Genomic DNA, 12,970 nt, shown 5'->3' on the forward strand with positions numbered 1-12,970 from the left:
CGGAGGCTATGCCACTGCCCCCCTTGAGCATAGGCATCTTATAGATTAGCTAGGGATAGCCGGAGCGACTAGCGCGATCGGCTCAACTTCACTGAAAGCCAGATCTAGTGGGAAATTGTGGGCGTTACGTTCGTGCATTACTTCAATTCCTAGATTGGCTCTGTTGATAACATCAGCCCAGGTAGGAACTACACGTCCGCGAGCGTCCTGAATGGATTGATTGAAGTTAAATCCATTCAGGTTGAAAGACATGGTACTGATACCCAACGAAGCAAACCAGATACCGATTACGGGCCAGGCCGTCAAGAAGAAATGGAGCGATCGCGAGTTGTTAAAGGAGGCGTATTGGAAAATCAGGCGACCGAAGTAGCCGTGAGCAGCAACGATGTTGTACGTCTCCTCCTCTTGACCAAACTTGTAGCCGTAATTTTGAGACTCGTCTTCAGTTGTTTCGCGGATTAGCGAAGACGTGACTAGAGAACCGTGCATGGCAGAGAATAAGGCTCCCCCAAACACCCCGATTACGCCTAGCATGTGGAAAGGATGCATGAGTACGTTATGCTCTGCCGTAAACACGATCATAAAGTTGAAGGTTCCCGAAATACCCAACATCAAGCCATCGGAAAAGCTTCCCTGACCGATTGGATAGATCAGTAATACGGCTGTAGCTGCTGAAGCAGGTGCAGAAAACGCAATGGGAATCCAGGGACGCATTCCCAGTCGGTAGCTTAGCTCCCATTGCCGCCCTAAATAGGCATAAATGGCAATGAGAAAGTGGAAGATTATCATCTGATAGGGGCCGCCATTATAGAGCCACTCGTCCATACTGACGGCTTCCCAAACGGGGTAAAAGTGCAGCCCGATCGCATTAGATGTCGGAACGACCGTAGCGGTAATCAAATTATTCCCATAAAGCAGCGATCCACTTACTGGTTCGCGGATACCATCGATATCAACTGGAGGAGCGGCAATAAATGCCAGTACAAACACCGTTGCCGCAGCTAGGGCTGTCGGAATCAATAGCACTCCAAACCAACCAATGTATAAGCGGTTGTTCGTGCTCGTTATCCAATCGCAGAAACGATCCCATAAACTGGCATCGTTTCTATGCTGTTTCAAAGCAGTAGTCATAATTTCAAAGAGTATGAGTAGAAATTTAGCTTATCAAATAATTATATAACTATAAAAGAATATAAATGTCAATGACTTTAGCTTTGCAGCAAATCAGTTTTAGAAGCCAAACTACTTTATAGCTTTATAGTAATATATATGTATTGCAAACTTGCCTGACTCAGAAGTTTGGCAAACCTCACTCTTAACCCTTCTCCCTCAGGAGAGAGGTTAGGGGACAGAACAGGGGCTGTGCCCCCTGCGATCGCTACCGAATAAACCAGGGAAAATGCTATGAATATGAATCAACTCAAACAATGGGGATTCTCAGCCCAATGGTGGCGCGGTGAAAGAGGCGAATACTGGGTAATTGCACAGATCGCTCTCTTCATCGGTTTTATCCTGTTACCCGTCTATCCTGCTGTTGCTCTAGATAGTTTGTCTCCTATTTGGAAATACACGGGTTGGATAATGACTGGTCTTTTTAGTTTGATTGCCACATTGCTATTATTTGGGGGAGCGATCGCGTTAGGGACAAATCTTACACCCTTGCCCCACCCCAAGGACGATGGGGAATTAGTTACCAATGGAGTTTACGGAATTGTCAGACACCCTATTTATAGTGGCGTATTTTTTTTAGCGATCGCCTATAGTTGCTGGCAATGGAGTTTATCTCACGCGATCGGAGCCATTCTCTTGCTGCTATTTTTGGACTTCAAAGCTAGAAAAGAAGAATTCTGGCTGAAGAACAAGTTTTCTGACTATGATGCCTATCGCTCGCGAGTCAAAAAACTAATTCCTTGGATCTATTAAGTCTGACACGCCAACTCTGAATATTATTCACTTCGGCTTTTGAGTGCGAATCGCCATCTTAATGCCATCAATGCCGTGCAACTTGTCCATCACTTGCACTACGCTGCCATGACGGGTATCTTCATCTGCTTCGATTGAGACAACAACATCTTGTCCCTGGCTTTTACTAACAACTTCCTTTAGTCCGGGTTTAACCTACCGCGTGGCGCTCCAAAGTAAGTTCTAAGCAGATATATATAGCGGTTTTCATATGAGAACATTTTTGGGGGTGAAACCCCTTGTTGGGGCACTGGCCCCATACCCCATACTCTTTTCGATCTGAAAACCGCCATACTCCATACTCATCGCATGCGCATTCTATTCAGCCTCAGCCTCCTGAGGCAATGCCTGGCTGTCCTCGGTTGACTCTGCTTCTGGCTGAGCTTCTGCTTCAGTCACTTCCTCAATAACTGGGGGCTTAGCTTTGACAGGTTTTGGCCCGCGCATCAAGGCTGGATTTACCGCTTTTGGTTCCTCGGGTTTGCCACCCTTACCTCTGCCACCTTTACCACGATCGCGGTCTTTGCTACGGCTAGAGCGATCGGCACGAGGCTGTTCTGAAGGTTGGGAAGAAAAGCGATCGCCGCCGTCACTAGAGGAGTTTTTAGCTTGTTGCTCGGATTTTTTAATTGGACGCTCTACCATATGTTTATTTAAACCGTCAGCCATATCATACCCTGAAACCTGAGCTAGCGTTGAAGGTAGAGATCGTATAACCATAGACAGATCTATTAGGACATGGGGCGCAGCCCCCACACCCCCACGCAGCGGTGGAACCCCTGCACCCCGTCCTAACCTGCATTATTCATGAGGTGTATGAAGAGAAACAAATTTTGGCTAATTCTGGGAAATAGGGATAGTTGTAAAGAGTAAGAAAGGGAGCAAGCGCTATCAAATGCCTCGAAAAGGCTAAAAATGCCTAAATTCACTACAAATGGACACACTAATCCTATGCAGGCTAAGAGCTACTCAAATTTCAGAGTCTGGGATGTGGATAAGCGCTGAGCAATCAGACGCAGTTCCTTGGCAAAAGGACAGAACGTTGCCAACTCCACCAGAACGCGACGAGCCGAGACCGTCACCTTGGCCGCTCCTTTAATCAGGAGCAAGCGGAGGCGCTCTACCTGAGCGTTTGCCAGTTGAGTTCCAGCCGCAGCTTGGCGAATGGCGATGGTCAGAATGTAAGCGGCCTGAGAAAGCAGCAAGCGAAACTGATTGGCAATAAAGGTAGTGCAACTGAGGCGATCTGCTTTTCAATTGCTGATGGCCATGCGTCGGATCGTCCCAGCCGTCAATATCTAACACAATCTCTTCAGGTGCAGTCTTGTAACCCTGGATAAATCCATCCACCATCCGGCGGCGCATCGCTGCCACTTCCGCTTTGCTGACATGGTTCTCCAGTCGCGTTATCGTTGCTTGGCTTGCCAATAAATCTTGCTCTGCTATTGGCAGTCGTTCGCAAGCTATTTTGTAAATGGGGTCGTGCCGCAATACATTACTATCATTGGCATCTTCATATCCTCCTACCAGTTGATACACTTGTTGGCTGACCAACTGATTCAGGCTATGCGTGATTTTGCTGGGGTCGCGCCATTCCTCAATACACTCTGATATCCCCAGACAGACTTGCACTTGTTCTTCCGCTTGACGAGCAAGCAATATACCTGCATCTGAACTTAATTCCAGCCCTGAAAATCGAACCACTAGCCCTCGGCGTGAGTAAAAATCATAGGGCAGTTCCGAATTACACTCTGTCATGGCAAAATGAATGTACTAAAAATTCTAGAGAGCTTGATTCTAAATCGTTTCAAGCTCTTTTTTTGTTCTCTTTCTTCTTTCTTATGAATTATTCAGGTTAGGCTCTCAGCACGTTAAAGTAACGTGCTCAACGCCTTGCGGCATCAGAGGTTCGATCGCTAATTTTTTACTGTCGCTTTGTGTTAGATATAGTCTCGTGCTCAACGCCTTGCGGCATCAGAGGTTCGATCGCAGTCCTTGGGCAAACTGAGTAAAGCTTCATCAGCTAGTGCTCAACGCCTTGCGGCATCAGAGGTTCGATCGCTCGTAGGCAATCTGGAAATCCCTGTTTATGGCTAGTGCTCAACGCCTTGCGGCATCAGAGGTTCGATCGCATCCCAGCGCCGCTGTACCTCGGCGATCCATTTCCGGTGCTCAACGCCTTGCGGCATAAGAGGTTCGATCGCAACATAGATTTCAAAAACAATACTTCGACCAGCAGTGCTCAACGCCTTGCGGCATCAGAGGTTCGATCGCTTATTGCTAAGCATAGTTTCTTCTACTATTAAGAAAGTGCTCAACGCCTTGCGGCATCAGAGGTTCGATCGCCATATCGGCCACAACTACACCCAAAAGCACGTAACTATTGTGCTCAACGCCTTGCGGCATCAGAGGTTCGATCGCGGGGTAACCCAACAAAGGCACATTGCGATTCTGTGCCGTGCTCAACGCCTTGCGGCATCAGAGGTTCGATCGCAACCAGATAAAAAGACCTACTCCTAGCGTATTTAGGCAGTGCTCAACGCCTTGCGGCATCAGAGGTTCGATCGCAGAGTACAATGTGACTTCTCCCATGACATTTAAGTTGTGCTCAACGCCTTGCGGCATCAGAGGTTCGATCGCCCACATTAGTGCCGATCGCCGCTACTTTGTACTGAAGTGCTCAACGCCTTGCGGCATCAGAGGTTCGATCGCAAAAAAGCGTCATTAGACACGCCTAAGCCCACACGTGCTCAACGCCTTGCGGCATCAGAGGTTCGATCGCATCGAGCAAAAGCAGGCAGCAAATTAAGTGCAAAAGGTGCTCAACGCCTTGCGGCATCAGAGGTTCGATCGCTTGATTACCCTCTTCCAAGAACATGTAGCGATCTTGTGCTCAACGCCTTGCGGCATCAGAGGTTCGATCGCTAATCCTCTCGAATTGATTTATCAATTTTTTTAGCCGTGCTCAACGCCTTGCGGCATCAGAGGTTCGATCGCGGCTAATACCACATGTGGCTGCTGTTAGGCTATGGAGTGCTCAACGCCTTGCGGCATCAGAGGTTCGATCGCTTCTGTGGTGGGTGTATCCACATTACCCGCATTTAGGTGCTCAACGCCTTGCGGCATCAGAGGTTCGATCGCTCCACAAAGGGGTAAGGATTGCTGTAAGGAGGATTGTGCTCAACGCCTTGCGGCATCAGAGGTTCGATCGCAAAATCTTACCATCGATCCATCACCTAACTCTCCCAGTGCTCAACGCCTTGCGGCATCAGAGGTTCGATCGCAAGTCTTCGTTAGAAACTGAAAGGCTCTATTTGCTTGTGCTCAACGCCTTGCGGCATCAGAGGTTCGATCGCAATATAAGACTTTTAGAAATATGTCAATACTTTTTTGTGCTCAACGCCTTGCGGCATCAGAGGTTCGATCGCATTTTGATCGTCTCATGATGATATTCCGTATTTGGTGTGCTCAACGCCTTGCGGCATCAGAGGTTCGATCGCAGCGGATTGGTAACGGATATACGCCGAAAGAGTTAGTGCTCAACGCCTTGCGGCATCAGAGGTTCGATCGCACCTATTCGGCAATCAACCATTTGTGCTGCTGCTGTGCTCAACGCCTTGCGGCATCAGAGGTTCGATCGCGTGCTGACTGTCGCTATTCTAGACTGTTTTACCAGTGCTCAACGCCTTGCGGCATCAGAGGTTCGATCGCTGGAGGGCTTGCCCATAAAAGAGATACTTCAGGTATCTGTGCTCAACGCCTTGCGGCATCAGAGGTTCGATCGCACGTCCTCATCTGGAGGGTACCAGCACCACCATCTTCGTGCTCAACGCCTTGCGGCATCAGAGGTTCGATCGCTGTATTGATTGCTTTTGCTTTTCGGTTAGAGTCGTTAGTGCTCAACGCCTTGCGGCATCAGAGGTTCGATCGCACTCTCTTAGTGGCACATAGAAAAAATTATGAAAGAGTGCTCAACGCCTTGCGGCATCAGAGGTTCGATCGCCGCGGCTGAAATTTGGTTCAGATCCTCCCATTAAATAGTGCTCAACGCCTTGCGGCATCAGAGGTTCGATCGCGGTGTTCCAAGATTGATCCTTGTTCTATAATACCGTGCTCAACGCCTTGCGGCATCAGAGGTTCGATCGCGACGATCGCTATAACCTTAAAGCTTTCAGCGCTTGGTGCTCAACGCCTTGCGGCATCAGAGGTTCGATCGCTCTCTTATTGCTAAATGAGGGCAACAGTTTGTCGCGTGCTCAACGCCTTGCGGCATCAGAGGTTCGATCGCAAGACCTATGCAAGCGATTTAGTACGGGGCTTAAGAGTGCTCAACGCCTTGCGGCATCAGAGGTTCGATCGCGTTCAAAAGGTTGAGATCCTTTGAGTATTCCTTTTGGGTGCTCAACGCCTTGCGGCATCAGAGGTTCGATCGCGTTATCAAGGCAATGGGCGATCGCTCAAGAATACCCGTGCTCAACGCCTTGCGGCATCAGAGGTTCGATCGCGTCTCAAGTTGAGACTGATGAGACACAGCCCTAGACAGTGCTCAACGCCTTGCGGCATCAGAGGTTCGATCGCAAATCGAAGCAGGTATTATCTTCACGATTGGGAAAGTGCTCAACGCCTTGCGGCATCAGAGGTTCGATCGCTCCTATGGCTAGCTGCATAGTGCGCGGCAGAGTGTCGTGCTCAACGCCTTGCGGCATCAGAGGTTCGATCGCCTTAATATTTCTTAACATGCAACAAACAGAAGCCCGTGCTCAACGCCTTGCGGCATCAGAGGTTCGATCGCATCGGCTACAACTACACCCAAAGACACGTAACTGTCGTGCTCAACGCCTTGCGGCATCAGAGGTTCGATCGCAGAACGGTAAAAGGCTTAAACGAAATAGAGTTTTTACCGTGCTCAACGCCTTGCGGCATCAGAGGTTCGATCGCCTGGCCAAGTTTTTCTTCGGTATCGCAGCGATCGCAGTGCTCAACGCCTTGCGGCATCAGAGGTTCGATCGCATATTAGTTAATCAGTTGAGTCAATCGAATTGTATGTGCTCAACGCCTTGCGGCATCAGAGGTTCGATCGCCTGTTCGAGACACCGAACCAAATTAGGGCATCTGTTTGGTGCTCAACGCCTTGCGGCATCAGAGGTTCGATCGCGCCGATGGCTCGAAGCCCTATAGGGCAAGCCACCGTAGACGAACTTGCAAGAACCACCTTAAGACTACCAGACTTATCCATTTCGTTAAAGTACAGTATGACAAAGTGCAGTGTCAAACCCTTATACAGAAAGACTTTCATCAAATACATGTACCTATAACCTTCAGCTAAAGGCCACACGTAGCTACCTGCAAAGCGATCGGAGACAACGTTTGCGTAACAGACTTTCACAAACAGCGATCCTTGCATTTCTAGATAATCCGATGGCGATCGCAAGGAGCAGACCAAACTTCCGGGCGATTACAAGCGATCGTTCTTTCCACACAGCGATTGCACAAGCCTGCCAGCAAAAGACTATCCTCAGGTTTAAGAATCTTCTCAAGCTCCCAACGCAGTTTCTCTCGCTCTCGCATGGTTAGCGCGCAGCGAAAGATAGAATATTGAACTCTCTCACCATATCCCTGTACGAGTTTGTATGCCTTACGCCAGCGCTTGGGTTCGCGAATGTCGTAGCACACCAAATACCAGTTTTTAGACTCAGCCATAACTTACCTCAAAATCAACTGAGCGAACAATCCCTCCTCTCCACACCATTCCTTTTCCAACAAACGTACCTCCAACTCAAATAACCGACGATAAGTAAGCGAATAACCCAAAGCAGGATGTTTCCAACTTTCTTCCTTGCGCTTTTCATAGAGGTCGATCGACTTGCGCCGCCCCGCATCGCTTAACCATACCTGCTCCCCTCGCACGTCAAAATCCTCCCGCACGTTCCACTGCCCCCGGTTAATCGAACCGACAATGGGTAAGTCCACCAATGGAACGCGAAAGATTTCTAGCAAATCTAAAGCTAAAGGTGGAGCTTGCGTGCGCGGCTGGTGATAGAAGCCCAGAGCAGGTTCCAAACCAACCGTTAAGATCGCACTCATCACATCTTTCAGCAAAAGTGCGTAGCCAAAACTCAGCAAAGCGTTGAAGCGGTCTTTGGGAGGACGGCGATTGCGACCGTCAAAACGCATTTCTGGCGGTACATCTGCACCAAGCAAGTAAGGTATAGCCCCAAAATATGCCGCCGCTAAGTTTCCCTCTAAGCCCAATAAAGATTCCAAAGAAGGCGCTTGCGTTACTTGTTTGAGTAGTGTTTTCATATGGGCGATCGCTTTCTCCAGCCCTTCAGGAACCCGTGCCATGCCCCGCTGTCCCCGCATCAGAAACTTACGCTGCCCTTGCCCTCGACAAGCAACGAGTTTTCGGGCTAGCTCCAAACACTTTGCCGAATCGCTCAAAGCACCGTACTGGCGGATGCGTCTTTGAATGCTGCCCTGCCGACTGTCGAAACTCCCAACGTACCGCCCGCCGCCAGACACGAAATGTACGCCGATGCCCTGGTGCGCGCAAAAATGCAACGCCTGGGTAGAAATTTGCGAAAAACTGTGCAGGACAACCTGAGCGATCTGGCGGGCGGGAACGATCTCGACTGGCCGATCGCGACGAGAGATTTTCAGTTGCTCGCCCGTTCGACCCACACTGGTACCAGCCTCAAGGACGTGCACGATGTCGCGATCGTCGTCTTTGGGAAATAGACGAACTGGCTGCCACGCACGATCGTGGGCTAGCCTCGCCTCCTCTGGCAAGCATACAGGCGCAAGCGAGCACCGAGCGCATAGCCGCTCGTTTGCCGTTACAGGTGGGCGATATGGAGAGATGCGTAGTTCGCGGGCACGGGCGATCGCCGCTCTCACCTCTGCCCTCCCCGCATCATCCAGCGGTACGCGCACCAGCACGTTATCGGCATGGTAGCGAATCCTCCCCTCTTGAATGGGAATTCCTAACGCCGACTCCATCAAACACGCATAGGCTAGAATTTGCAGGCGATCGCTTTCCCAGGCTTGCGGTTGTTTGCGATCGTCCCGTGCCGCTTTACCGCGCTTGTGTTCGTAGGGAATTGTCTGGCGATCGCGGGTTCTGAGCGCATCGACTTTGCCCCGCAAGCCTAATTCTGCACTTTCGAGAAACAGTTCTTCCCAGTCTTCATCTTCTTGCTTTTCTAGTTCGACATGCAGCCTGCGTCCGGCAAACACAGCGGCATCTTGAGTATAGAGTTCCTCTACCTCTTCGAGATAAAACAGGCGCGGGCAATAGGCCAGCGCATGGAGGGCAGAGACACGAATGGTGTCCTGCGCAATATCGATAGCAGGCGCAAACATAATTGGAATTCCTTGTAAATAATAATCAGTTCAACGCCTGACGGCATCAGCGGTAGGATAGTAGCAGTATCAAAGGGTCAGTTGATTCCAGTTCTGTAAATACAATCGCCTCAACTCTTTCTTGCCCATCTTTAGGCAGTTTGGAAGTTCTTTTAGAAATCTTTTGGTGTATTCAGCTTTCCACATGGTTGGCTTTCAACGATTGGTAATAATTTCTCGCGTCTTCTCCAGATAGATGGTCTTCATCGGCCACTTCATCAATCAGTTTAGCCAAGCCGAAGTTTTCTAGTATTTCCTCGATTTTCTCGAATTCGACAATAGGAATCTGGACGGCAAGAGGAACTTGATTTTCATCCACTACATAGGTTTTATGAATTTGCAACATTTTAGTTCCTTAGATATTTAAGTTTACTGCAAGTGTATCAGGTCGTCAGGAGGCGAAAGTCCAAGTTTTTTTGTGAATTAATTGATGGTTATGAAATTCATCAAAATAGATAATTCGTGGTTTTACTGCGATCGAGGCGATCGCTACCTACAACAACCCTAACAGTTCTAGTATTCTCTCTGCCCACAATTGCGATCGCGCAGCTACCTTTTCCCTCTCTTCGGGATTCTGCCAGATAGTTGACCAATGGAACTGCCAATGAGAAAGTTGTCTTTGCAGTTCGAGCAACTCGACAGAAGTATCAATATCTACTTCTATTGCTGCCCATTCGATGAAATATTTACTTTCTTGCGAGAGGTACTCAACAGTTGTAAGACTGAGGGCTTTTCGCGTGAGCGTCTTGATTTGGCTCAGATTATCTGCCATGTTACCGATTCGCGTTGGAGACATATCCCTCAAATATCGCACTTTTAGACTATTCCAATCCTTCATTGGCTTCCAACCTCTCTCTGACAATTTTCTCAATTTCGCTACGGATCTCAGGATCTTGAATCTCGTTACTCCTGTTATTCTGTGAGGGACAAATGTTGAATCATCTATCTGTAGTTGATTTAGATTGTCTGGATACTTTTGTTCGGACTTTTTGGTGTCTATCCCAAGCATCAGTGGGTGAAACTATACTTGGTGCTAATCGATGTCCATGCCAATGTCGGCGGCTCATATTCTTGACTTGCTTCCCTTAAGTTGTAGCGTCGCTCTCGAGTACCTTTTGAGCCAACATGATCTACCCAATAAGGCAAAGTTAGTATACCGTCTTCGTCTTGCACGAGCCATCGCCAAGAATCAGTGCGATCGCTCTCTTTTAGAAGCTGCACGGAATTGACTAAATCTCGACTTTCTCCTAAGCATAAACCGCCAAATCGAGAAATAGACTGTGGGCTAGCAAATGCCGACCGTAGGCGATCGCATAAATTAGGTGCGGCAAGATCGGCTCCCTTCTCAAGAAACACAACCAATTCAATATCAGTAAGCAATTCCTGGTAATCAGGGCGAGCATTAGTTGGATCGGCTATTTCTTTTTTCTTAAATCGGCGAAATGTGCGAATCACTGTTGATTTCACTGGGTTTGAAAGCATTGCGATCGCTAGCTCTACTCCACAGTGCTTATAGCGATCCATTTCGCCAACCATAGATAGTAGCATCCCATAAATTGTCGATGGCGGCGGGACTGGATAAGTTTCTGCGTATTCGCGAGCGCGAGACTGGCGAAAGCAAGCAATTGGAACTTCAATTTTTAATGAAATCATTCTGATAAACCTGCAGTTTCAATATTCATAACCTTCCAATCGGCAAGATGCGAACTCTCGAACGCAATGCATCTACAGATACAAGAGCGCCAGCCTCAAGCTCGGTCTGAAATTGGCGAAGTGCCGAAATCACCAGAGTGGCGATCGCATCTGGTAGGGGGTCCTGTATGCGAACTTGAATAACGCTGGGAGCTTCTGCTTGCGTTGCGGCCAGCAAGGTGCCAAAGTCCAGGTCGTGGGTAAAGATAATATAGCCATTGCTCGAGGCGTACGACGCGATCGCGCGATCGGTTGCGCGAATATCGCCAACTGTTGACCAGTGTACGGACTCGATACCTGCATCTGCGAATGCCTGCACCCAATCGGGTGACAAATTCATATCGATTAAGATTTTCATGCAGAAGCGAGTGGAATATCAACCTCTTCAACGCGCCAGGCAGCGTAGGCCAGGGCTTCGTAGATGTCAGCCAGTTCCAAATATGGATAAGCTTTGAGAATTTCCTCCGGCGTATGCCTGGATGCGATCAAGCCGACGATCGTGCCAACGGTGACGCGCATTCCTCGAATGCATGGCTTACCGCCCATTACTTCGGGATTAAATGTGATGCGAGTGAGTTTTTGCATACAGAGATTCTCCTTTATTTATAGCTTTAGATCCGATGCAATTCGTGACTTCAAATCCTCTACAGCGGCCTTAATACCTCTAAATACGTTTGCCCCCTGTGTTTCCAGCGTATCGCCTGCTTTGGTATTAGCGATTGCACCTGCAACCCATACTTCCTGTGGATCTACGTCTTCTGCCTCAATGCGACGGATCAGATCGGGAACTGAAATGTCTCTATCTTTTTCTGCAAAGCAGTAGAGAAGGCGAGGAGAGAAATCATGCGTCCATCGAAACACTAAACTGTCAGGTGAAAAATCATAGAGAAAGCGCGAGTGATTCCCAGCTACACCACCAATAGAAATCAATCCATCTAGGATGGCATGAATGCGAGATTTATCTTTTAGGCGATCGGGCGTGAGGGCAAAGCCATATTGATAGCGGGTAGCATGAACTTCCGTACCATAAAGTGAGGTGCGATTTTTCTGTCCGCTAGCGGCATTGAAAGTAACATCCCCTTCATAGGGAAGTATAGACACAGCACGAGTCACTTCGAGTACCCCACGCTTTGCATTAGTTGTTCCTTTAGGTGCTTTTTTGCCTTTTTGCTTTGGTTCATCTGAGGCTTCGACTTTCGCCCCTTCTGCTTTCATATAGCCAAGTACATCATCATCAATGTAAAGCTCATCATCAAAAGCAGGATCTTTCCATATGTTGTCATTCTTTGCATCATCCCACTGACGATTAACCAGATCGCCATTTCCTGACGTTTGCCAGTAGTAACGCAATGCCCAACGAATCGCCTCTGCCGAGACGGTTGTATGAACCTCGCCTTGCCAGATCATCTTTTGCAAAGTTGTAATATTGCCTTCATTCTCACCGCGATTATTTGCTGCGGTGCCATAGTTTGTAAGAATGTTACCGAAAAGATGCCAAGTCATAATTTTTACCCTGAAATAGATTTGTGGATTTTGTGTTCTTACGCCGTATGGCATCTAAGGAAAAAATATCTAGAGGAACTGAAGTCGAATTTGTATAGTCATGTTCCACTTGCTTTAGGATGCTTGAGTACTTGCGATTTCCAAAGCTCTACATCTGAAGCATTGGTAAGCTCTTGATCGATCTCCTGCTGATGGTCAAAATAATACGCTAGGGCAGAATGTACCTGTGAAGGTCTTAAATGGGGGCAGCGTTGTCAAAATTTCATCAACGCTCATACCCATTTGGTAATAGCCTGCGATCGCTCGAACTGCGATGCGCGTGCCTTCAATAATTGGCACACCGCCTAAAATAGTTGCATTGGTTGTGATGTATGGATAAACCGTTGCTGCATAACTCATAGTAATTTCCTCT

12 protein-coding genes, 1 pseudogene and 1 CRISPR repeat array are annotated in these 12,970 nt (G+C 48.3%); of the genes and pseudogenes, 1 reads left to right on the plus strand and 12 read right to left on the minus strand.

The features are described 5' to 3' along the window. Positions 1-45: 45 nt before the first annotated feature. Entirely contained in the window at positions 46-1,131 is a 1,086-nt protein-coding gene (gene psbA / locus PSE6802_RS0112795; RefSeq protein WP_019500457.1) for a photosystem II q(b) protein, read from the minus strand. Between the two features lie 279 nt (positions 1,132-1,410). Here psbA and PSE6802_RS0112800 point away from each other — a divergent pair, with 279 nt between their 5' ends. After that, positions 1,411-1,923 carry a methyltransferase family protein gene (locus tag PSE6802_RS0112800; protein WP_019500458.1) on the plus strand — a complete coding sequence of 171 codons (513 nt, stop codon included), beginning with the start codon at positions 1,411-1,413 and terminating at the stop codon, positions 1,921-1,923. A 357-nt stretch (positions 1,924-2,280) separates the two neighbouring features. Here PSE6802_RS0112800 and PSE6802_RS0112805 read toward each other — a convergent pair whose 3' ends face one another. The 11 genes and pseudogenes from PSE6802_RS0112805 to PSE6802_RS34090 all read right to left on the minus strand — a co-directional run bounded on the left by PSE6802_RS0112805 (position 2,281) and on the right by PSE6802_RS34090 (position 12,957). Beyond that, a complete protein-coding gene (locus tag PSE6802_RS0112805) occupies positions 2,281-2,682 on the minus strand; it encodes a hypothetical protein (protein WP_225902674.1) in 402 nt (133 codons plus the stop codon). 245 nt (positions 2,683-2,927) lie between these two features. Next, a pseudogene (locus tag PSE6802_RS28850) lies at positions 2,928-3,720 on the minus strand (transposase). A gap of 123 nt (positions 3,721-3,843) precedes the next feature. After that, positions 3,844-7,117: a CRISPR direct-repeat array (repeat unit 36 nt; unit sequence GTGCTCAACGCCTTGCGGCATCAGAGGTTCGATCGC). Positions 7,118-7,368: 251 nt separating this feature from the next. Further along, complete coding sequence (cas2, locus tag PSE6802_RS0112820) at positions 7,369-7,662, minus strand: CRISPR-associated endonuclease Cas2 (protein ID WP_019500460.1); 294 nt, start codon at positions 7,660-7,662, stop codon at positions 7,369-7,371. 3 nt (positions 7,663-7,665) lie between these two features. Then, complete coding sequence (locus tag PSE6802_RS0112825) at positions 7,666-9,324, minus strand: type I-MYXAN CRISPR-associated endonuclease Cas4/Cas1 (RefSeq protein WP_019500461.1); 1,659 nt, start codon at positions 9,322-9,324, stop codon at positions 7,666-7,668. A 172-nt stretch (positions 9,325-9,496) separates the two neighbouring features. Further along, complete coding sequence (locus tag PSE6802_RS0112830) at positions 9,497-9,709, minus strand: hypothetical protein (RefSeq protein WP_019500462.1); 213 nt, start codon at positions 9,707-9,709, stop codon at positions 9,497-9,499. 147 nt (positions 9,710-9,856) lie between these two features. Further along, positions 9,857-10,159 (minus strand): hypothetical protein, encoded by a 303-nt coding sequence (locus PSE6802_RS33415; RefSeq protein WP_156815508.1) that lies wholly within the window; start codon positions 10,157-10,159, stop codon positions 9,857-9,859. Positions 10,160-10,371: 212 nt separating this feature from the next. Further along, positions 10,372-11,016, minus strand: coding sequence for a type I-MYXAN CRISPR-associated protein Cas5/Cmx5/DevS (gene cas5, locus PSE6802_RS0112840; protein WP_019500464.1), 645 nt, complete (start codon positions 11,014-11,016; stop codon positions 10,372-10,374). 25 nt (positions 11,017-11,041) lie between these two features. After that, complete coding sequence (locus tag PSE6802_RS0112845) at positions 11,042-11,413, minus strand: DUF5615 family PIN-like protein (protein WP_019500465.1); 372 nt, start codon at positions 11,411-11,413, stop codon at positions 11,042-11,044. Next, positions 11,410-11,640: a DUF433 domain-containing protein gene (locus PSE6802_RS0112850; RefSeq protein ID WP_019500466.1), complete on the minus strand. Its 231-nt coding sequence runs from the start codon at positions 11,638-11,640 to the stop codon at positions 11,410-11,412. Before PSE6802_RS0112850 ends, PSE6802_RS0112845 begins: the two co-directional genes overlap by 4 nt. Before the next feature lie 18 nt (positions 11,641-11,658). Continuing rightward, the gene (gene cas7i, locus PSE6802_RS0112855; RefSeq protein WP_019500467.1) at positions 11,659-12,558 is read right to left on the minus strand and encodes a type I-B CRISPR-associated protein Cas7/Cst2/DevR; all 900 of its coding nucleotides are present in this window, start codon (positions 12,556-12,558) and stop codon (positions 11,659-11,661) included. Positions 12,559-12,753: 195 nt separating this feature from the next. Further along, entirely contained in the window at positions 12,754-12,957 is a 204-nt protein-coding gene (locus tag PSE6802_RS34090; protein ID WP_162139223.1) for a DUF433 domain-containing protein, read from the minus strand. Positions 12,958-12,970: the final 13 nt, after the last annotated feature.

Source organism: Pseudanabaena sp. PCC 6802 (assembly GCF_000332175.1).
Classification (GTDB): domain Bacteria; phylum Cyanobacteriota; class Cyanobacteriia; order Pseudanabaenales; family Pseudanabaenaceae; genus PCC-6802.

What these genes read in the sequence shown, in the direction of transcription:
- PSE6802_RS0112805 (WP_225902674.1), bottom strand. Translation starts at nt 2,682, where the DNA reads ATGGTTATACGATCTCTACCTTCAACGCTAGCTCAGGTTTCAGGGTAT.
- PSE6802_RS34090 (WP_162139223.1), bottom strand. Translation starts at nt 12,957, where the DNA reads ATGAGTTATGCAGCAACGGTTTATCCATACATCACAACCAATGCAACT.
- PSE6802_RS0112825 (WP_019500461.1), bottom strand. Translation starts at nt 9,324, where the DNA reads ATGTTTGCGCCTGCTATCGATATTGCGCAGGACACCATTCGTGTCTCT.
- psbA (WP_019500457.1), bottom strand. Translation starts at nt 1,131, where the DNA reads ATGACTACTGCTTTGAAACAGCATAGAAACGATGCCAGTTTATGGGAT.
- PSE6802_RS0112830 (WP_019500462.1), bottom strand. Translation starts at nt 9,709, where the DNA reads ATGTTGCAAATTCATAAAACCTATGTAGTGGATGAAAATCAAGTTCCT.
- PSE6802_RS0112800 (WP_019500458.1), top strand. Translation starts at nt 1,411, where the DNA reads ATGAATCAACTCAAACAATGGGGATTCTCAGCCCAATGGTGGCGCGGT.
- PSE6802_RS0112850 (WP_019500466.1), bottom strand. Translation starts at nt 11,640, where the DNA reads ATGCAAAAACTCACTCGCATCACATTTAATCCCGAAGTAATGGGCGGT.
- PSE6802_RS33415 (WP_156815508.1), bottom strand. Translation starts at nt 10,159, where the DNA reads ATGTCTCCAACGCGAATCGGTAACATGGCAGATAATCTGAGCCAAATC.
- cas5 (WP_019500464.1), bottom strand. Translation starts at nt 11,016, where the DNA reads ATGATTTCATTAAAAATTGAAGTTCCAATTGCTTGCTTTCGCCAGTCT.
- cas7i (WP_019500467.1), bottom strand. Translation starts at nt 12,558, where the DNA reads ATGACTTGGCATCTTTTCGGTAACATTCTTACAAACTATGGCACCGCA.
- PSE6802_RS0112845 (WP_019500465.1), bottom strand. Translation starts at nt 11,413, where the DNA reads ATGAAAATCTTAATCGATATGAATTTGTCACCCGATTGGGTGCAGGCA.
- cas2 (WP_019500460.1), bottom strand. Translation starts at nt 7,662, where the DNA reads ATGGCTGAGTCTAAAAACTGGTATTTGGTGTGCTACGACATTCGCGAA.